The following is a 14,663-nucleotide window of genomic DNA, read 5'->3' on the forward strand; positions in this document are numbered from 1 at the left end:
CGCCACACCGGGCGCCCATCCTTGTGGGCCGTGGCCATCCGTTGGCCTTCGCTGAAAGCGCAGCCATGGTCTTTCTGGCCAACGGGCAGAAAGCGTGGGGCGATCAGGTACCCGTTGCTCCGTCGTGCGGCCTGGGTCGCGCCGCAGCATTTTTATTTTCCGGCGGGCTTGGAATCAGGGCATCCGCGATTTGCGCAGGCGGCATCGCGGGCGCGTAGAACCATCCCTGTGCAAGGTCGCAGCCGATCTCTCCAAGCAGGGCGGCCTGGCGTTCGGTTTCCACGCCTTCGGCCACGACGGTCAGGTTCAACGCGTGGGCCATGGCGACGATGGCGCCGATGACTTCGGCGGCGGCCGGGTCTTCGGGCGCGCCTTCCAGGAAGCTCTTGTCGATCTTGACCACCGTGACGGGCAGGCGGCGCAGGTAGGCGAGCGAGGAATAGCCGGTGCCGAAGTCGTCGATGGCGATGTGCACGCCGAGGGCCCGGATGGCCTCGAGCGTCGTGACGACCTCGGCTTCGGTGCCCACCAGGGCGCTCTCGGTGATTTCCAGTTCGAGCAGGTCGCCGGGCAACTGCGCGCGTGCGAGTGCGGATTGCACCGCCGCGACGAGTCCCGGGCTGGCCAGTTGCCGGGCGGAAAGGTTGACGGCCATGCGCAGCGTCGATGCGCCCGCGGCGCGCCAGAGGGCCAGTTGCTGGCACGCGGTCCCCAACACCCACTCGCCCAGTGCTTCGATGAGGCCGAGTTCTTCCGCGCACGGGATGAACTCGCACGGCGATACCAGCTCGCCGCCGCGACGCCATCGCAGCAAGGCTTCGACTCCCATGATCCTGCCGGAGCGCAGGCAGTGCTGCGGCTGGTAATGCAGTTCGAACTCGCCGCGCTGCAAGGCGTGGCGGATGGCGGTGCCCATCGTGACGAAGTGGCTTGCCTGCGCACTCTGGCTGGCGCGGTAGAAGCTGATGGCGTTGCGCCCGTTCTGCTTGGCGCGCGACATCGCCGTGTCCGCGTTCTTCAGCAGGGCCACGCCGGTTTCCCCGTCACCCGGGTACAGGCTCACACCCACGCTTGCGCTGAGGAACACCTCCTCGCCACCGATGACCAGGCCGCGGGCAACCGCCTGTCGCGCCAGCTCGGCCAGGGCGGTGACCTGGACGACGTCGACCGAGCGCAAGGTCAATACGAAGTCGTCGCCGCCGAGCCGGGCCACGGTATCCCCGGGATCGGCAAGCGCCCTGAGCCGGTCGGCCACCTGCTTCAGCAGTTCGTCCGCGACCGGGTGGCCGAAGCGGTCGTTGATCCGCTTGAAGTTGTCCAGATCGATGAGGAGCACGGACAGCGCGATGCCCGGTTGGCCCAGGGCGTGGTTGATCCGGTCCAGCAGCAGGTGCCGGTTCGGAAGGCTGGTGAGAGGGTCGTACTGGGTGAGGAACCGGAGATCGCGCGTGCGTTTCCCGACCGCCCGCCGCAACGAGTACACCCACGCCAGCAGCAGGACACCGACCAGCGCCAGCGCCGATGCCGCAGCCTTGAAACGTTGCGCGTAACCGGTGAGGTCGACGCCTTGCCCCATCCATTTGTCGTGCAGCCGTTCGCGCTCCTGCGGGGTGATCCGCGCCATGCCCTGATCGACCAGTGCGAGGGTGGCGGCATCGCCCTTGCGCACGCCCCGGCGGAAGCGGTCGCTGTAGAAGTCGAACGCCTTCACGAAATCCTCCTGCGCGTGCAGCCGGTAGAGGTAGTACTCGGCCGGCGAGCGGTCCATGCAGAAGATGCGGATGTCGCCGCGGCGCGCGGCGTCAATGATGGCGCTGTAGCCGATGTACTCCCGCAGGCTCGACACGCCCGCGCGGTGCAGCCGTTCGACGCACGCATCGCCGCGCTGGACGCCGACCACGAAGCCCCTCAGGCCGGAGGCGTCGGCGATGCCGGTCAGGTTGCGATCGGCATAGATGCCGGTCGTCACCGTGGCGAAGGGACGAGTGAAGTCCAGCGTCGCGGCGCGCTCGGGAGTGCGGAAGATCATGTCGATGACGTCGGCCTGGCCGGACCGCAGGCGCTGCTGGGCGTCGGCCCAGTTGGTCGCCGTCAGCTCGACCTTGATGCCGGTCTTGCTCTCCCAGAGCTTCCACTCGTCGACGGCGTAGCCCTGCGGCTTGCCATCGGGACCAATGAACAGATAGGGCGGGTAGTTGTTGTCGCCGACGACCCGTAGCGTCCTGGTGGCGGCAGCGGCGGCGAGCGGCAGGCAGAGCGCCAGCAGGCAGGCTGCAAACGTGGACAGTTTCGTCACGCTATCCCCTCGTCCTTGATCCCGGGAACAGTTAACCCACGAATGGCCGCGGGTCAACAAGACGCTTTCAGGGTGGCGTGGTCAGGGATCGAAACGCGGGCAATGAAGGGATGACGGAATCAACCCTGGGCGCGCACGCGTGGATCAAGGTGCAAGGCCGAACAAGGCCTTTCCGCTCGCCATATCGATCGGCACCGAAACATGCTCGTGCGTCACCTGCCACCGACCGTCGATTTCGCGGAAGCAGGCGGTCCAGCGAAGCCAGCGCTCGGTGGTGCGGCCGTCCGCCAGCGTCCCACGCATCCAGTTGAGGCTGTGGCTGGAGGCCAGCCCATCGCTTACCTCGATGGCGAGCTCATGGATCTCATAGGCGACCGGTCCGTGCAAGGAGGCGAACGTCGCGTCCCAGTGCCTCCTGAGCGCGCCGGCTCCCACGCATCGCAACGGTGGTGCGAGGTCGAACGATATGACCGTCGGCGCGAACAGCGACATGACGCCGTCGATATCTTTCGCGCGGAACGCCGCGGCGAAGTCATGGATCAGTTCGCGGATGCGAGCTTCGGCGATGGTCCGGTCCTCGTCGGGCATGGCGTGTGCGCCCTTGTCGTGTGACTGGCGAGTTTTCCTGGCGGCGCGTGTATCGGGGGTCTAAGGAAGGAGCGGCGCAAGACCGATCGTTCTTGGCAGTTCGCCTGAAAGAAGCAGGCGAACGCGGCTTTGCGGTTCCACCTCGCTCGCTGCGACTGACGGGTATGGATAACCGGGCCCCGCACTTCGCGGCGCGTCGCTCCTTCTACGGATGTGTGCCGCCTGCGCTGCCTTGTTCGATCTGCGCCGCGCCATAGTCGCCCTGCAGCCGTCCGGTGCGGGCGAAATCCGCGAGCATGCGGAAGTAGCCGTTGGGGAAGCGGGTGGAGACGCGTTCGCCGTTCTTGCCGGTCTCGAAGAGTGTCATCCCGTGTTCGGCATCCGGATAGAGCGCCAGGGTGACCGGATGGCCGCGGGCGATGAGGCCGCGCAGCCGCCGTGAGGTTTCCGCGCTGGGGGCTTCGAGATCCTTGCCGCCGAGCACCCATAGCTGGGGCACGGTCACGGCGGCCAGGGTCGGCATGGGGTCGTAGTGGAAGGGCGTGCCGAAGCGCAGCGCGGCACCTTTGGTGGCCACGTCCTGGCGGTCCATCGACAGGATCATCCAGGTGTAGTTGCCATGCACGTCCTTGTACCAGGGCTCGTGGCGGTACCTGGCGCGGATCGCGTCGAGCGCGTCGAAGCCTTCGCTGAAGCCGCTCGCGATCACCCGCTCCGCCGCCGCGCCGATGGCCTGGGCTTTGGCGATGATGTCGGGACCGTAGCCTTTGAGTTGCATCTCCAGGGCGATTTCCTGCTGGTCCTCGTCGATGACGGACACCGCCAGGCCGAAGCTGACGATGGCGAAATCGACATGCTCGCGCCGCGCCGCGATCGGTACGACCCAGCCGCCCTGGCTGCCCCCCTGGTAGCCGATGCGGCCCAGGCGGGGGCCGGCGAGACGGCGCGCCTCGTGCATCGCGGCGACGGCGTCGTCGGCAAGCAGGCCGAAGTCCTGCGTATAGGCGCCGCCCGAGTCGCCGGTTCCGCGCTTGTCGTAGACGAACGCGCCCACGCCTTGTGCCGGCAGCAGGCGTTGCAGTGCGTAGATGCGGCGCGCCGAGGCACGCTCGGCGCCATGCACCAGCACGACCACGGGCACACGTGCGCGGCCGGGCGGCAGCAGCAGCCGGCCAACCAGCCGGGTGCCGTGCGAGACGAAGCGGGTGTCGGTGACGCGCAGCGGGATGCGGTGTCCCGTCTGGTCCGCAAAGCGCAGGCCCTGGGAAGGGCAGGCGTCGAACTCCACGGTGATGCCGTCGGCGCGGCCCGTCCAGCCGTAGCTGCTCTGCCAGCGTCCGGGGGCGACCTGCCTGAGCTCGCCGGTGCTGCCGTCCAGCTTGCGCCAACGAAGCGTGTCGCCATCAGATGGCGCGACGTCCACCACCTGGCCGTTGGCGAGGCGGTACACGCCCACGTCGCAGCGCTCGCCGGCGCGGGCGGCCAGCGGCGAGGCGACGATGACGAGGAACAGGGCGAGGACGATCAGGGGCCGCGGGAAGCCGCGTCGCGTCGGGTCGAGGATCATGGCGTGGGGGTTCGGCGGTCGTGTGGGTCTCATCAGGGAGACCGCCTGGCGCTTCATGGTTGCGCGTGATCGGGGAGCACCAGGAAACCGAGACAGCCAGAGTCCACGTCCTGCCCGGAACCATGGCCAGCGCGCTCCCGGAGTTCGCGCCGCCGCGCGTTATCGAGGACGTGGGACGACGCCTACAGGACGTTCAAACGCCTCGTGGTGACAACGGGGCGGGTAGCTACGCGGCGCAATCCACGGTTTAGACTCGCCGAACGATCATCGTCCAAGGAGGAACTGCCATGCGTCCCAACCGTTACTGCCCGATCGTTGTCCTGGCGTTCGCGCTGGCTGCCTGCGGCCATGGCAATGCGCCAGCCGGCGATGCCGCGAGCCCGCAAGCGGAAGCGCAAGCCGGATCGGCTCCGGCTCCGGCGAAGGCTGCCGCGACCGACCCGTCATCGGTAGCCCAGGCCCGTATGACGCGCCCGCTGCAGGTGAGTGATCTGGACGCCTATGCCAAGGGCATGCAAAAGGAAATCGAATTGCGCCAGGCGTCGAGTGACAAGGCAGCCAAGGCCAAGGCCGACCATGACCAGGAAGCCGAGGTGGCCGCGCTGGCTGACCTTACCAGCGCCGAAGTCGACAACGCCGGCGCCCGGGCGGCGGGCCTGGACGCGGCTCGCTACGACTTCATCAAGCACGCCATCGACAAGGTGCTCAGCGCGGTCTCGATGAGCAGCGCCATGGCCAAGATGGAGGGCGGGGCGCAGATGCAGCAGAAACTCGGCGATCCCTATGCCGGTTTGAATGCGGATGTCGCTGCGGCGCTGAAGTCGCGTGAAGCCGAACTCGGCAAACTGCGCGAGGACAACATGGCCATTCTGGTGAATGCCCAGAATCTTTGATGGCGGCCTGCGGGACGTGGGCGGAACGTCCTGGCCATGGAGACACCGGCACAAGGGCGCCTGGGGCCCGGCGTCACACCGGGCGCCCAGCCTTGCGACACGGGTCCGAAAGCCAGGGTGCACTTTCGCCGCCATGCAACCTTTGATGGGAACGTCCTCGCATGATGCGGGTCGAGAGGCTTCGGAGACGGCAATGAAGCGAACCTGGACGATCATCGGCGTGGCCGAAGTGGCGCGGAGTTTCCGTTGGTATCGCGCGCTGCTGGGGCAGCCTCCGGGTGACCCGGCGCATGACTACTTCGGGCAGATATGCGACGAAGACGGCACCGTCCTCCTGTGCCTGCACAAGTGGGGATCCCACGACCATCCGACGCTGCGCAGCGCGGAACTGGCCGAACCCGGGAATGGACTCCTGCTGTTCTTGCGCGTGGACGATTTCGACCGAGTGCTCTCCAACGCCAGGACGCTTGTCGATCAGCTCGCTGGGGAGCCACAACTCAACCCCGCCACCGGAACCATGGAATTTGCGCTGCGCGATCTGGATGGCTACTACGTGATGGTCAGCGCGCTGACCTGAGGGGTACCGGGGCAAGCTGCTCGTGCGCGGCGTGTGTACTTCGAAGCGCGGCAGGTCCTGTCAGGCGGCAGGTTTTACGCGGGATGCGATGCGTAATCTGCCCCGTATCCCGGCCGCCCAGCGTCAAACGAGCGGCCGTTTCCGTCCGGCGTGGTTCCTGGCCCGCTGCGGTCGGGTTTCCGGCATGGTCAGCAGCACGGGCAGTACGGCCAGCGCGACGGCGGCGATCATCGCGCCGGGCGCGGCGTGCCAGCCGGTCCTGCGGACCAGCAGCTCAGCCAGGAAGGGCGTGAGGCCGCCGAACAGCGCGGTCGCCACGGTGACGCCGAGCGCCAGGCCGCTCAGGCGCCCTTCGCCGGGGAACTGCTCGGCGGTGGCAGGGGCGCCCACGGCGCTCACGCCGCCGGCCAGGCAGGCCAGGGTGATGGCGCCACCGGCAATGGCAAGTTCGCCGCCGCCGTGCATGAGCCCGAACAGGACCAGCGGAAGCAGCATGCTCGCCACGGCGAACCCTGTCAGCACGGGCTTGCGCCCGATGCGGTCGGAAAGCGCGCCGGCGAACGGGGTGACCACGATGACCGCGACGGCGGCGAGGGTCGACATCCACAGCGAGCGGCTCTCGGCCAGGATGCCCGACGAAATCAGGAACGTCGGTACATAGGTGATGCCCACGTAATAGGTGATCGAGCCCAGCGCCGAGATGGCGAACGTCCGCAACAGGGCGGGTCGATGATGGGCGAGCGTGTGGCGCAGCGGCGCGTCGGGCAAGCTTTGCTGACGCACCTGACGGAGGAAGTCGGGCGACTCCTCCATCGTGGAGCGGGCGAACCACACGCAACCGGCCAGCGCCGCACCCACGAAGAAGGGAATGCGCCAGCCCCAGGTGTCCAGTTGCGCGGGACTCAGCAGGCCGACCGTCGCCGCGGAGACGGCCACCGCCAGCAGCGCACCGATCTCGCTGGCGGCGGACGCCAGCGAGGTGATCAAACCTCGACGGTCCGTCCGCGCGCCCTCCAGCAGGTAGGCGACCACGCCGGTGTACTCGCCGCCGACCGAGAACGCCATGAAACAGCGCAACAGCATCAGCACTGCGCCCGCAGCCGGGCCGATCGCCGTGTAGCCGGGCAACAGTGCCGTGGCGAGCATCGCCAGCGTCATCAGCATCATCGACAGCAGAAGCGTGCGTTGCCGGCCGAGCCGGTCGCCGACGTGCCCGAACACCATCGCGCCCAGGGGCCGCATCGCGTAGGCCACCGCGAAGCCACCGAGTGTCGCGAGCAGCGAGGATTCGCCACCACCGAAGAACACCCGCGACAGCACGGTGGCGAAGTACAGGTAGAGCGTGAAGTCGTACCACTCCACGACCGTCGACAGCGCTGCGATCACCATGGAGGCGCGCGAGACTGCGTGGGCGCCGGGCGTGTGGTTCGAGGTCATGCGGGCGGGGGCCGGAAGCTTGCGGTGGTCCGATGGTAACTGCGCGCCGCCGCGTATCCGGAAATCGCATCGCGCCCGGATCGGGACGGGCGGAGATCGCTTCGCCTCGCCCCGCCGGGCGTGACCCGAGCTGGCCAGGATGGCGCGAGCCGGATCAGCTCCCTGCGACACGCTCCGCAAAGTGCGGGTGGCATTCGGTGTAGCCCTTGAATCCCAGTTCCTGTGGCGTGTGGGGCAGGCGGATGATGAGGTCGGCCTCGTGGCGGGCATCGTCCGCGGCATGCTTGTCGAGCGGCCGCAAGGTCACCTGGAGTCCGCTCTCGGCAAACGCGCCGCCTCCCGAGCGGGGCAGGGTGATCAGGGCTTCATTGAGCTTGAGCGTGCCGGTCGACGGTGCGCCGCCATAGACGAAGCTCGGCCAGCCGACGGCGGTGAAGCGGAACACGCAGCGGTCGCTGACGTCGCCAAGGCTGTCCAGGTCGGCCCTGCTCATGGTTTCCGGCTGCACGTCCTCCATCGCGACGCCGGCGAGAGCTTCGGCGGCGGTACGGTGCGGGGCGGCCGGCCTGGCCGGGTCGAGCGCCGGCTCGGTGTCGTTGCCGGTGGAGGGGTTGTCGAGGTGGCAGCCGGCAAGCGCGAAGCAGGCGGCGAGGCAGGCGGACAGGTGAAGTCGCGTCATGGCGTGGCCTCCTGGCGCGACGGCGTCCGGACGCCGTGCTGCCCGATGTCGTCGATCAGGTATTTCATCTGCGCGATCTCGCGCCGCTGCGCTTCGATGATGCCCTTGGCGAGCTTGCGCGTGCGCGGGTCGCGGATGCGCGCGCGTTCGCTGGTCATGATCGCGATGCTGTGGTGCGGGATCATCGCCCGCATGTAGCTGACGTCGTCCACCGTCGCCTGGCTGCGCACCAGCCACAGGGCCGCTGCGAAGACCAGCACCGACGCGCCGAGGATGATCACGTTTAGGCGCACGTTGCGGTACATCGACCACATGAAGCCAAGCATGACCAGCGCCATGACCGCGCCCATCACGAACGCCATCCAGAAGCGCGTCTGGCTGAAGAACACGTGGTCGATCGAGTAGGTGTTGAGGTACATCAGCACGAACATCAGTGCGGTGGACGTGCCCACCATGGCGAGGAAACGGCCGTAGCCCATGCCTTTCATGGGATGGCCCTGGTGCTGGTGATCCCGCCCCTCGGAAGGGGGCGCCGGGTGGCGCGCGGACCGTTGGGTTCCTGTTTGCATGAGGTCTCCTTTTTTCCACGATTGCCGATGACGGCTCACGCCCAAGGCAGGAATGCCTGGCGCCGGGAAGGGATACCGGTTGGTGGGATCGGCGATCCGGGCAGGCCCATCCCCTCGCGACTTTCTAAGCCTGGCCGGGTACGGCGAGCGTGAACTGCCTGTTGCGGGCATGCGTTAAGGCAGCGGGCAGGCTGACCCCTCACCCGCTGGACGGATGGGCATCGGACCTCAATCGCCGCATGATGAACAACAGCCCCTACGCCGAGTAGTTCGAGCGCTGCAACGGATCCGGGAACGATCGGAACGCGGCGGATTGATCCATGCCGCCGAGGCGGCGAGCGAAGTTCATCGCTTGCCGGCGCCCGGCGGCATCGTCCCGAGTTGCTCGGCAATCGAGCGGGTCTTGCCGGTCACCACGTCGCCGGTGTGGCGGGTGGATTTGCGCTCGATCAGCAGGACCAGGCATTCCTCGTCGGCGACCGGATTGTGTCGCACGCCCTTGGGTACCACCCACATCTGGCCGGCCTGGAGCTCTACCACGTCGTCCTCCAATTCGATGCGCAGGGCGCCACGGAGCACGTAGAACAGCTCGTCTTCGGCCTCATGGCTATGCCAGGCGAGCACGCCCTTGATGCGGGCGACCTTGACGTAGGCGTCGTCCACTTCACCGATGACGCGCGGCGACCAGAGGTCCGGCAAGGCGGCCGCGATGGCTTCGGGCGAGACAGGCGCTGGCATCGGGGAACATCCGCGTGGGGAGAACCCATCGTGGAACGTCGCCCGGGGCTGAACAAGTGCACCATCCACGGAACCCCGCATGGCCCGGATCATCGCGTTCGGGTCAGTACGCCCCCAGCGCAAATCGGCCTGGAGCGTGACCCCGCGGTAAGAGGCTTCCTGCAGGAGCAGCTTGCGGAGGCAACGCATACTACGGGCAACCAGGCAACGGCGACGGCCAGTGAAACCCTTCCCCAAGTACGCCCTGTTGGAGCATGAACGCCGATGGCGCGTGGACCTGCGAGCGGTGGGTTCGGTGGCGTCGCTGCCCGTTCGCGAGATCGACGATGTGTACCTGCGCGACACCCGGCTGCGCCTGCGCAAAATGCGTTCGGAAGAAGGCGTCGTGTTCAAGCTCGGCAAGAAGTACGGCAAGGAGCCGGTCGGATCCGAACCGGTGACCAGCATCTACCTGGCCGAGGCGGAGTACCTCGCCCTTTCGCGATTGCCCGGATACATGGTTCGCAAGCGGCGCTATTCGGTCGGCGAAGGTGCGCTGGATGTCTACGAAGCGCCGCTATCGCTGGCGATCTTCGAGCAGGAATTCGCCTCGGCCGCCGATGCGGCCGCCTTTGTGCCACCGCCGTTCGCCCTCGAAGAGGTCACCGGCCGGCCGGAGTATTCGGGTTTTGCGCTGGCAAGGGCAGCGGCGATGCAGGGACGCTGAAGAATCCACCTGCCCCAAGACCAGAAGCGCATGAAGGTCCGAGGGCCGGAAACGACCGTGCGCTGTCCGGTGACTGCTCTGGCGGGCGCATGACCTGCCAGGTCATTGCCGGCCACCTCCGCCATGGGCACCGTATGGGCTCGGACTTTGCCAAGGAATCGTGCGCCGTGCGTTCTTCCCTCCCGGGTGCCCTCCTGTTCGTGCTGCTGGCCATGGGCCGCCCCGCCCCGGCAGCGCCGCTGCCATCGTCGCCCGTTGAAATGGATAGGCTGGATCACGTGCTGCTCTGGGGGCGCAGCATCGAGGAGGTCACCTCCGTCATGACCGCCAGGCTTGGGTTCCAGGTGGTGCCGGGAAGGAATCCGGACGGCGTGGCCAATCGCTATGTTCGCCTGGCGGACGGCAGCTACATCGAGTTGCTTGGCATCACGCGACCGGGCGCTGCGATGGACCCGGGCATGCTCGCCGACCAGGCGTCGCTGCGGGGCGGGGCGGGGTCCAGGACGTTCGGGCTGCGAACGCCCACGCTCGACGCGCGCCGCAGACAACTGCTTGCCGCGGGCTTCGCGCCGACGGACGTATTCAGCGCCTCGGCGAAGGATCCGGACGGGGACGGTCCTGCCTACCCGCCGCGCTGGCGACTGTTCGCCTTCCAGCGCGATCCCCTCTCGAGCCACCTGTTCTTCATCGACTATGCGGCGCTTCGGGCAACGCCGGCCCGCGAGGCGGACCTGCGTGCGGCTCGCCTCCATCCCAACGGCGCGCAGGCGGTGACCGCGTTCTGGCTGCTGTCCGCCGATGCCGAGGCCAACCGGAAGCGTCTGGAGCGCATGGGCTTCGGTGGGGCCACGCCGGTTCGCTTCCCGCAGGTGGCCGCCCGCGGTTATTGCATCCCGGTCGATGGCAAGCGTCTGCTGGCGTTGCAGCCCGATGGCGCGGGCATCGCCGCGGACGCGCTGCGCAACGGTGGCCCGCAGGTGCTGGGGATCGACGTGGCCGTGGCGGATCTCGAACTGGCCCGCCGGCGGGTGGCACGCGGTTATGAAGCCGACGTGGCGGCCAACGATGGACTTTTCGGGCCCGCCTTTCTGGCGCCATCCCGCGAGGATCTCGGAATGCTGGTCGAATTCCACGCTTCGCAGGCGACCGGTCAGGCGACGGCATGTCCGGCTACCGGCCACTGACCTGCTTCGAACAACGAGGCAAAGGGGAACGTGCGGCGACGAGGTCATCGCGGCGTGTTGTCAGGCCTCCGGTTCTCCACTAGCGTTCGCCGCTCGTCCGGGTGCGGAATAGAGCGCTTGAAGGTTTCGATCGGCATACGCTTGTTCCTGGCCATGTCGCTGTCGATGCTGGCCGTGGCCGCCGTTGGCGTCGGACTCGTCCGCTGGAAGTTCTCCGGGGACGCGCCCGGGCCGGTGACGCAGGCCGAGCAGGACCAGTTGTACCGGTTGCGCCAGCGTCTGGCCGCCGCCTACCAGGTGCACCACGGCTGGTCGTTCGTTCCGGCCGGGACCGACATCCGTGCGAGCTGGCTGCGGCAGCAGTTGGCGTTGGCAGGCGGGCGACCTGCCGACGCGACGGACGTCGCGCGCTCGACACTGGGCTACCGGCTTGGCCTGCTCGACGCGCAGGACCGCTACCTCGCCGGCGCGCTGGCCCATCCGCTGCTGGTCGCGGCGGCATCGATCGACCGGACGCGGTTTGGCATCGTGGTCGACGGGAGGGCGGTCGGCAATCTGGTGCTGGCCAAGCCGGGCAAGCCGGATGACGGCCTGGCGGTAGCGTTCCTGATGCAGCAACAGGCCAACCTTGCCTTGCTTGCGCTGATCGGCGCGGCCTTGAGCGCGCTTGCGGCGGGGTTGCTCGCGGCAGGCTTCCGTCGGCCGATCGCCGCGCTGGTCGAGGGCTCGCGCCGCTTGGGCAAGGCCCGGTTCGACACCCGGGTTGCGGTGACGCGCGGCGACGAGCTGGGCGAGCTGGCCAACGCGTTCAACCAGCTCGCGGCCCGCCTGGACGATGGCGAGCGCTCGCGCAGGCAGTGGGTGGCGGACACCTCGCATGAATTGCGCACCCCCCTGTCCGTGCTGCGAGCGCAGTTGGAAGCGTTGCAGGACGGCGTCCGTGCCCCCACGCCGGAGAATCTCGCGCTGCTGCTGCGCCAGGTGCAGTCGCTGGGCCAGCTGGTCGAGGATCTGTATGCGTTGGCGTGCGCGGATGCGGTGCCATTGCCCTACGCCATGGGCACCTTCGACGCGTGGCGCGTGGTCGAGGATGCGTGGCGGGACTTCGCAGGCAAGTTCCAGGTGCACGGCTTGCACGCGTCGTTGACGGCGCCGGACGTGCGGGCTTTCGTGCGCGGCGACGCCGACCGCCTGCGCCAGGTGCTCTGCAATCTGTTCGAAAACGCGCTCCGTTACACCCGCGCGGGCGGCCGCGTCGATCTGCTTGGCGAGGTGGGCGGCAGCATGCTGCGCATCCTCCTGGACGACAGTGCGCCGGGTGTGCCCCATGAACTGCTGGAGCGCCTCGGTGAACGCTTTTTCCGGGTGGAGCCTTCGCGCAGCCGGCAGTTCGGCGGTGCCGGACTGGGACTGGCGCTGAGCCGGCAGATCGTCGAGGCGCATGGTGGACAACTGGACTTCTCGCTGTCGCCGCTGGGTGGCTTGCGCGTGACGCTGACACTGCCGCTGGAGCATTGAATGCCCGCGACGATCCTTATCGTGGAAGACCAGAGCGACCTTTCCGCCATCGTGGCCGACTACGTGGCGGCCGCCGGCTACGAGGCGCAGGTGATGGCGAACGGCCGCGAGGCGCTGGCCCGTATCCGGCATGCGCCGCCGGACCTCATCGTGCTGGACCTGATGCTGCCGGAGCTGGACGGCTTGACGCTGTGCAAGGCGGTGCGCGGCTTCTCCGACGTGCCGATCATCATGACCACCGCCCGGGTGCAGGAGATCGACCGCCTGCTCGGCCTGGAAACCGGTGCGGACGATTACATGTGCAAGCCGTTCAGCCCGCGCGAACTGGTGGCGCGGATCGGGGCTGTGCTGCGTCGTTGCGGGTCACCGCGTGACGGGAAGCGGCCGGTGGCGATAGACGAGGCGACGCGTACGGTACGCGTCCACGCCCAGCCGCTGGAGCTGACCGCGACGGAGTACGACCTGTTCGTCGCGATGGCCCGTCGCCCGGGCGTGATCTTTTCGCGGGCGCAGCTGCTCGACGTGGTCGCGCGCGACACGCTGGATGTATCGGACCGATCGATCGACAGCCATGTGAAGAATCTTCGCCGCAAGCTGGCTGCGCGACTGGAGGGGGAGGACATCATCCAGTCCGTTTACGGTGTCGGCTATCGAGTGGAGTTCTGAGCGCTCCACAGTGTCTCCATAATCGTGTCCCACGCTCCCGTTCGTCGACTACCGACGACCACTGGAGTGACACGATGAAAAAGCATTTCGGGCGCGGCGGCGCCCTTGCGGGAGCGGGCCTGCTTTGCGGCCTCGGAGCGCTTGCGTTCGGCGTGGTTCTGCGTGCGCAACCGGGCCCGCCCCCGCAGAAGGACATGACGGTCGACGCGCCCATGCGCAAGGAAGTCATCGCCGCGGTGATCGCCAACCTCGACCGCAGCTACGTGTTCCCGGACAAGGCAGCGGCGATGGATGCGCGGCTGCGCGCGGGGCTGCAACGCGGCGAATTCGACGATGCGGACAGCGCCGAACGATTCGCCGAGCGCCTTACCAGCACCTTGCGCGAGGAGAGCCACGACGCACATCTGGAAGTGCGCTACTTCGAGCATGCGGTGCCGCCGCAGGCGCCGGGAGGGGAACCGTCGGCGCGCGAAAAGGCCGAGGAGACGGCGCAGCAGCAGCGCTTCAACTTCGGCGTGGAGAGCGTGGGCCGGCTGCACGGCAACCTGGGCTACATCGACGTGCACCAGTTCGGGCGGCTGCCGGGCGCGGCGGAGCGTTACGCCGCGGCAATGAACCTGCTGGCCGACACCAGCGCGCTCATCGTCGACCTGCGCCGCTGCGGTGGCGGCGACCCGGATGCGGTGATGGCGTTCGCCAGCTACCTGTTCGACCAGCCGACGCATCTGAACGACGTCTACTGGCGCGAGGAGAACCGTACCGAGCAGCGCTGGACGCAGGCCAAGGTGGCCGGTCGACGGTACGGCCAGGCGCGCAAGGTGTACCTGCTCACCAGCAGCGACACCTTCTCCGGTTGCGAAGACCTTGCCTATGCGTTGAAGAACAATCGCCGCGCGACGCTCGTCGGCGAGACGACCGGCGGCGGCGCCCACGCCGGCGATCCGCATCGGCTGTCGGCGCACTTCATGATGTTCGTGCCCTCGGGGCGACCGATCAATCCGGTTACTCACACGGACTGGGAAGGCGTGGGCGTGGCTCCGGACGTGCCGGCCTCGGCGGACGATGCTCTCGATATCGCGCAGGTGGCTGCGTTGAAGGCGGTCCTGGCGACCGAGGCCGATGCGGAATGGAAGGCCAAACTGCAGCAGCGGCTGGACGAGCTGAAATGATGTAGCGGGCGCTCGGAAGCCTGGGTCCGCCTCGTTGTCGACGTCCCCCCGTCGCACGGCCGTGGGGGACGTCTTG

At 68.0% G+C, this 14,663-nt stretch carries 14 protein-coding genes; 7 read left to right on the forward strand and 7 right to left on the reverse strand.

Annotated features, from left to right (window positions below):
- Nucleotides 1-103 precede the first annotated feature (103 nt).
- The 3 genes from LQ772_RS04735 to LQ772_RS04745 all read right to left on the reverse strand — a co-directional run bounded on the left by LQ772_RS04735 (nucleotide 104) and on the right by LQ772_RS04745 (nucleotide 4,451).
- On the reverse strand, nucleotides 104-2,356 hold the full coding sequence (locus LQ772_RS04735; protein ID WP_231324494.1) for an EAL domain-containing protein: 2,253 nt from the start codon (nucleotides 2,354-2,356) through the stop codon (nucleotides 104-106).
- Between the two features lie 84 nt (nucleotides 2,357-2,440).
- The gene (locus LQ772_RS04740) at nucleotides 2,441-2,884 is read right to left on the reverse strand and encodes a YybH family protein (protein WP_231324495.1); all 444 of its coding nucleotides are present in this window, start codon (nucleotides 2,882-2,884) and stop codon (nucleotides 2,441-2,443) included.
- Nucleotides 2,885-3,089: 205 nt separating this feature from the next.
- A complete protein-coding gene (locus LQ772_RS04745) occupies nucleotides 3,090-4,451 on the reverse strand; it encodes an alpha/beta hydrolase family protein (RefSeq protein ID WP_231324497.1) in 1,362 nt (453 codons plus the stop codon).
- A 287-nt stretch (nucleotides 4,452-4,738) separates the two neighbouring features.
- Between LQ772_RS04745 and LQ772_RS04750 the strand changes: the two genes are divergently transcribed.
- Both LQ772_RS04750 and LQ772_RS04755 read left to right on the forward strand, forming a co-directional pair.
- The gene (locus tag LQ772_RS04750; protein WP_231324499.1) at nucleotides 4,739-5,344 is read left to right on the forward strand and encodes a hypothetical protein; all 606 of its coding nucleotides are present in this window, start codon (nucleotides 4,739-4,741) and stop codon (nucleotides 5,342-5,344) included.
- Between the two features lie 193 nt (nucleotides 5,345-5,537).
- Nucleotides 5,538-5,921: a VOC family protein gene (locus LQ772_RS04755; RefSeq protein ID WP_231324501.1), complete on the forward strand. Its 384-nt coding sequence runs from the start codon at nucleotides 5,538-5,540 to the stop codon at nucleotides 5,919-5,921.
- Between the two features lie 123 nt (nucleotides 5,922-6,044).
- On the opposite strand, the gene LQ772_RS04760 is transcribed toward LQ772_RS04755, so the two are convergent.
- From LQ772_RS04760 to LQ772_RS04775, 4 genes are all read right to left on the reverse strand, one after another.
- Nucleotides 6,045-7,358: an MFS transporter gene (locus LQ772_RS04760; RefSeq protein ID WP_231324503.1), complete on the reverse strand. Its 1,314-nt coding sequence runs from the start codon at nucleotides 7,356-7,358 to the stop codon at nucleotides 6,045-6,047.
- 154 nt (nucleotides 7,359-7,512) lie between these two features.
- On the reverse strand, nucleotides 7,513-8,037 hold the full coding sequence (locus LQ772_RS04765; protein WP_231324505.1) for a DUF6692 family protein: 525 nt from the start codon (nucleotides 8,035-8,037) through the stop codon (nucleotides 7,513-7,515).
- Nucleotides 8,034-8,525 (reverse strand): DUF305 domain-containing protein, encoded by a 492-nt coding sequence (locus LQ772_RS04770; RefSeq protein ID WP_231324507.1) that lies wholly within the window; start codon nucleotides 8,523-8,525, stop codon nucleotides 8,034-8,036. The genes LQ772_RS04765 and LQ772_RS04770 overlap by 4 nt, the downstream gene beginning before the upstream one ends.
- A 426-nt stretch (nucleotides 8,526-8,951) precedes the next feature.
- Nucleotides 8,952-9,344 (reverse strand): cupin domain-containing protein, encoded by a 393-nt coding sequence (locus LQ772_RS04775; RefSeq protein ID WP_231324509.1) that lies wholly within the window; start codon nucleotides 9,342-9,344, stop codon nucleotides 8,952-8,954.
- A gap of 220 nt (nucleotides 9,345-9,564) precedes the next feature.
- Here LQ772_RS04775 and LQ772_RS04780 point away from each other — a divergent pair, with 220 nt between their 5' ends.
- The 5 genes from LQ772_RS04780 (at nucleotide 9,565) to LQ772_RS04800 (ending at nucleotide 14,587) form a co-directional block, all read left to right on the forward strand.
- Nucleotides 9,565-10,050, forward strand: coding sequence for a CYTH domain-containing protein (locus LQ772_RS04780; RefSeq protein WP_231324511.1), 486 nt, complete (start codon nucleotides 9,565-9,567; stop codon nucleotides 10,048-10,050).
- A gap of 89 nt (nucleotides 10,051-10,139) precedes the next feature.
- Nucleotides 10,140-11,234 (forward strand): VOC family protein, encoded by a 1,095-nt coding sequence (locus LQ772_RS04785; RefSeq protein ID WP_231324514.1) that lies wholly within the window; start codon nucleotides 10,140-10,142, stop codon nucleotides 11,232-11,234.
- A gap of 117 nt (nucleotides 11,235-11,351) precedes the next feature.
- Complete coding sequence (locus tag LQ772_RS04790) at nucleotides 11,352-12,752, forward strand: ATP-binding protein (RefSeq protein ID WP_231324516.1); 1,401 nt, start codon at nucleotides 11,352-11,354, stop codon at nucleotides 12,750-12,752.
- On the forward strand, nucleotides 12,753-13,418 hold the full coding sequence (locus LQ772_RS04795) for a response regulator (RefSeq protein ID WP_231324518.1): 666 nt from the start codon (nucleotides 12,753-12,755) through the stop codon (nucleotides 13,416-13,418).
- Between the two features lie 74 nt (nucleotides 13,419-13,492).
- Nucleotides 13,493-14,587 carry a S41 family peptidase gene (locus LQ772_RS04800; RefSeq protein ID WP_231324520.1) on the forward strand — a complete coding sequence of 365 codons (1,095 nt, stop codon included), beginning with the start codon at nucleotides 13,493-13,495 and terminating at the stop codon, nucleotides 14,585-14,587.
- The last annotated feature ends 76 nt before the right edge of the window (nucleotides 14,588-14,663 follow it).

Origin of the sequence: Frateuria edaphi (assembly GCF_021117405.1) — a bacterium.
Taxonomy (GTDB): Bacteria; Pseudomonadota; Gammaproteobacteria; order Xanthomonadales; family Rhodanobacteraceae; genus Frateuria_A; species Frateuria_A edaphi.

Coding starts and splice junctions, on each gene's coding strand:
- LQ772_RS04740 (WP_231324495.1), bottom strand. CDS start 2,884: ATGCCCGACGAGGACCGGACCATCGCCGAAGCTCGCATCCGCGAACTG.
- LQ772_RS04745 (WP_231324497.1), bottom strand. CDS start 4,451: ATGATCCTCGACCCGACGCGACGCGGCTTCCCGCGGCCCCTGATCGTC.
- LQ772_RS04750 (WP_231324499.1), top strand. CDS start 4,739: ATGCGTCCCAACCGTTACTGCCCGATCGTTGTCCTGGCGTTCGCGCTG.
- LQ772_RS04755 (WP_231324501.1), top strand. CDS start 5,538: ATGAAGCGAACCTGGACGATCATCGGCGTGGCCGAAGTGGCGCGGAGT.
- LQ772_RS04760 (WP_231324503.1), bottom strand. CDS start 7,358: ATGACCTCGAACCACACGCCCGGCGCCCACGCAGTCTCGCGCGCCTCC.
- LQ772_RS04765 (WP_231324505.1), bottom strand. CDS start 8,037: ATGACGCGACTTCACCTGTCCGCCTGCCTCGCCGCCTGCTTCGCGCTT.
- LQ772_RS04770 (WP_231324507.1), bottom strand. CDS start 8,525: ATGAAAGGCATGGGCTACGGCCGTTTCCTCGCCATGGTGGGCACGTCC.
- LQ772_RS04775 (WP_231324509.1), bottom strand. CDS start 9,344: ATGCCAGCGCCTGTCTCGCCCGAAGCCATCGCGGCCGCCTTGCCGGAC.
- LQ772_RS04785 (WP_231324514.1), top strand. CDS start 10,140: ATGACCTGCCAGGTCATTGCCGGCCACCTCCGCCATGGGCACCGTATG.
- LQ772_RS04795 (WP_231324518.1), top strand. CDS start 12,753: ATGCCCGCGACGATCCTTATCGTGGAAGACCAGAGCGACCTTTCCGCC.
- LQ772_RS04800 (WP_231324520.1), top strand. CDS start 13,493: ATGAAAAAGCATTTCGGGCGCGGCGGCGCCCTTGCGGGAGCGGGCCTG.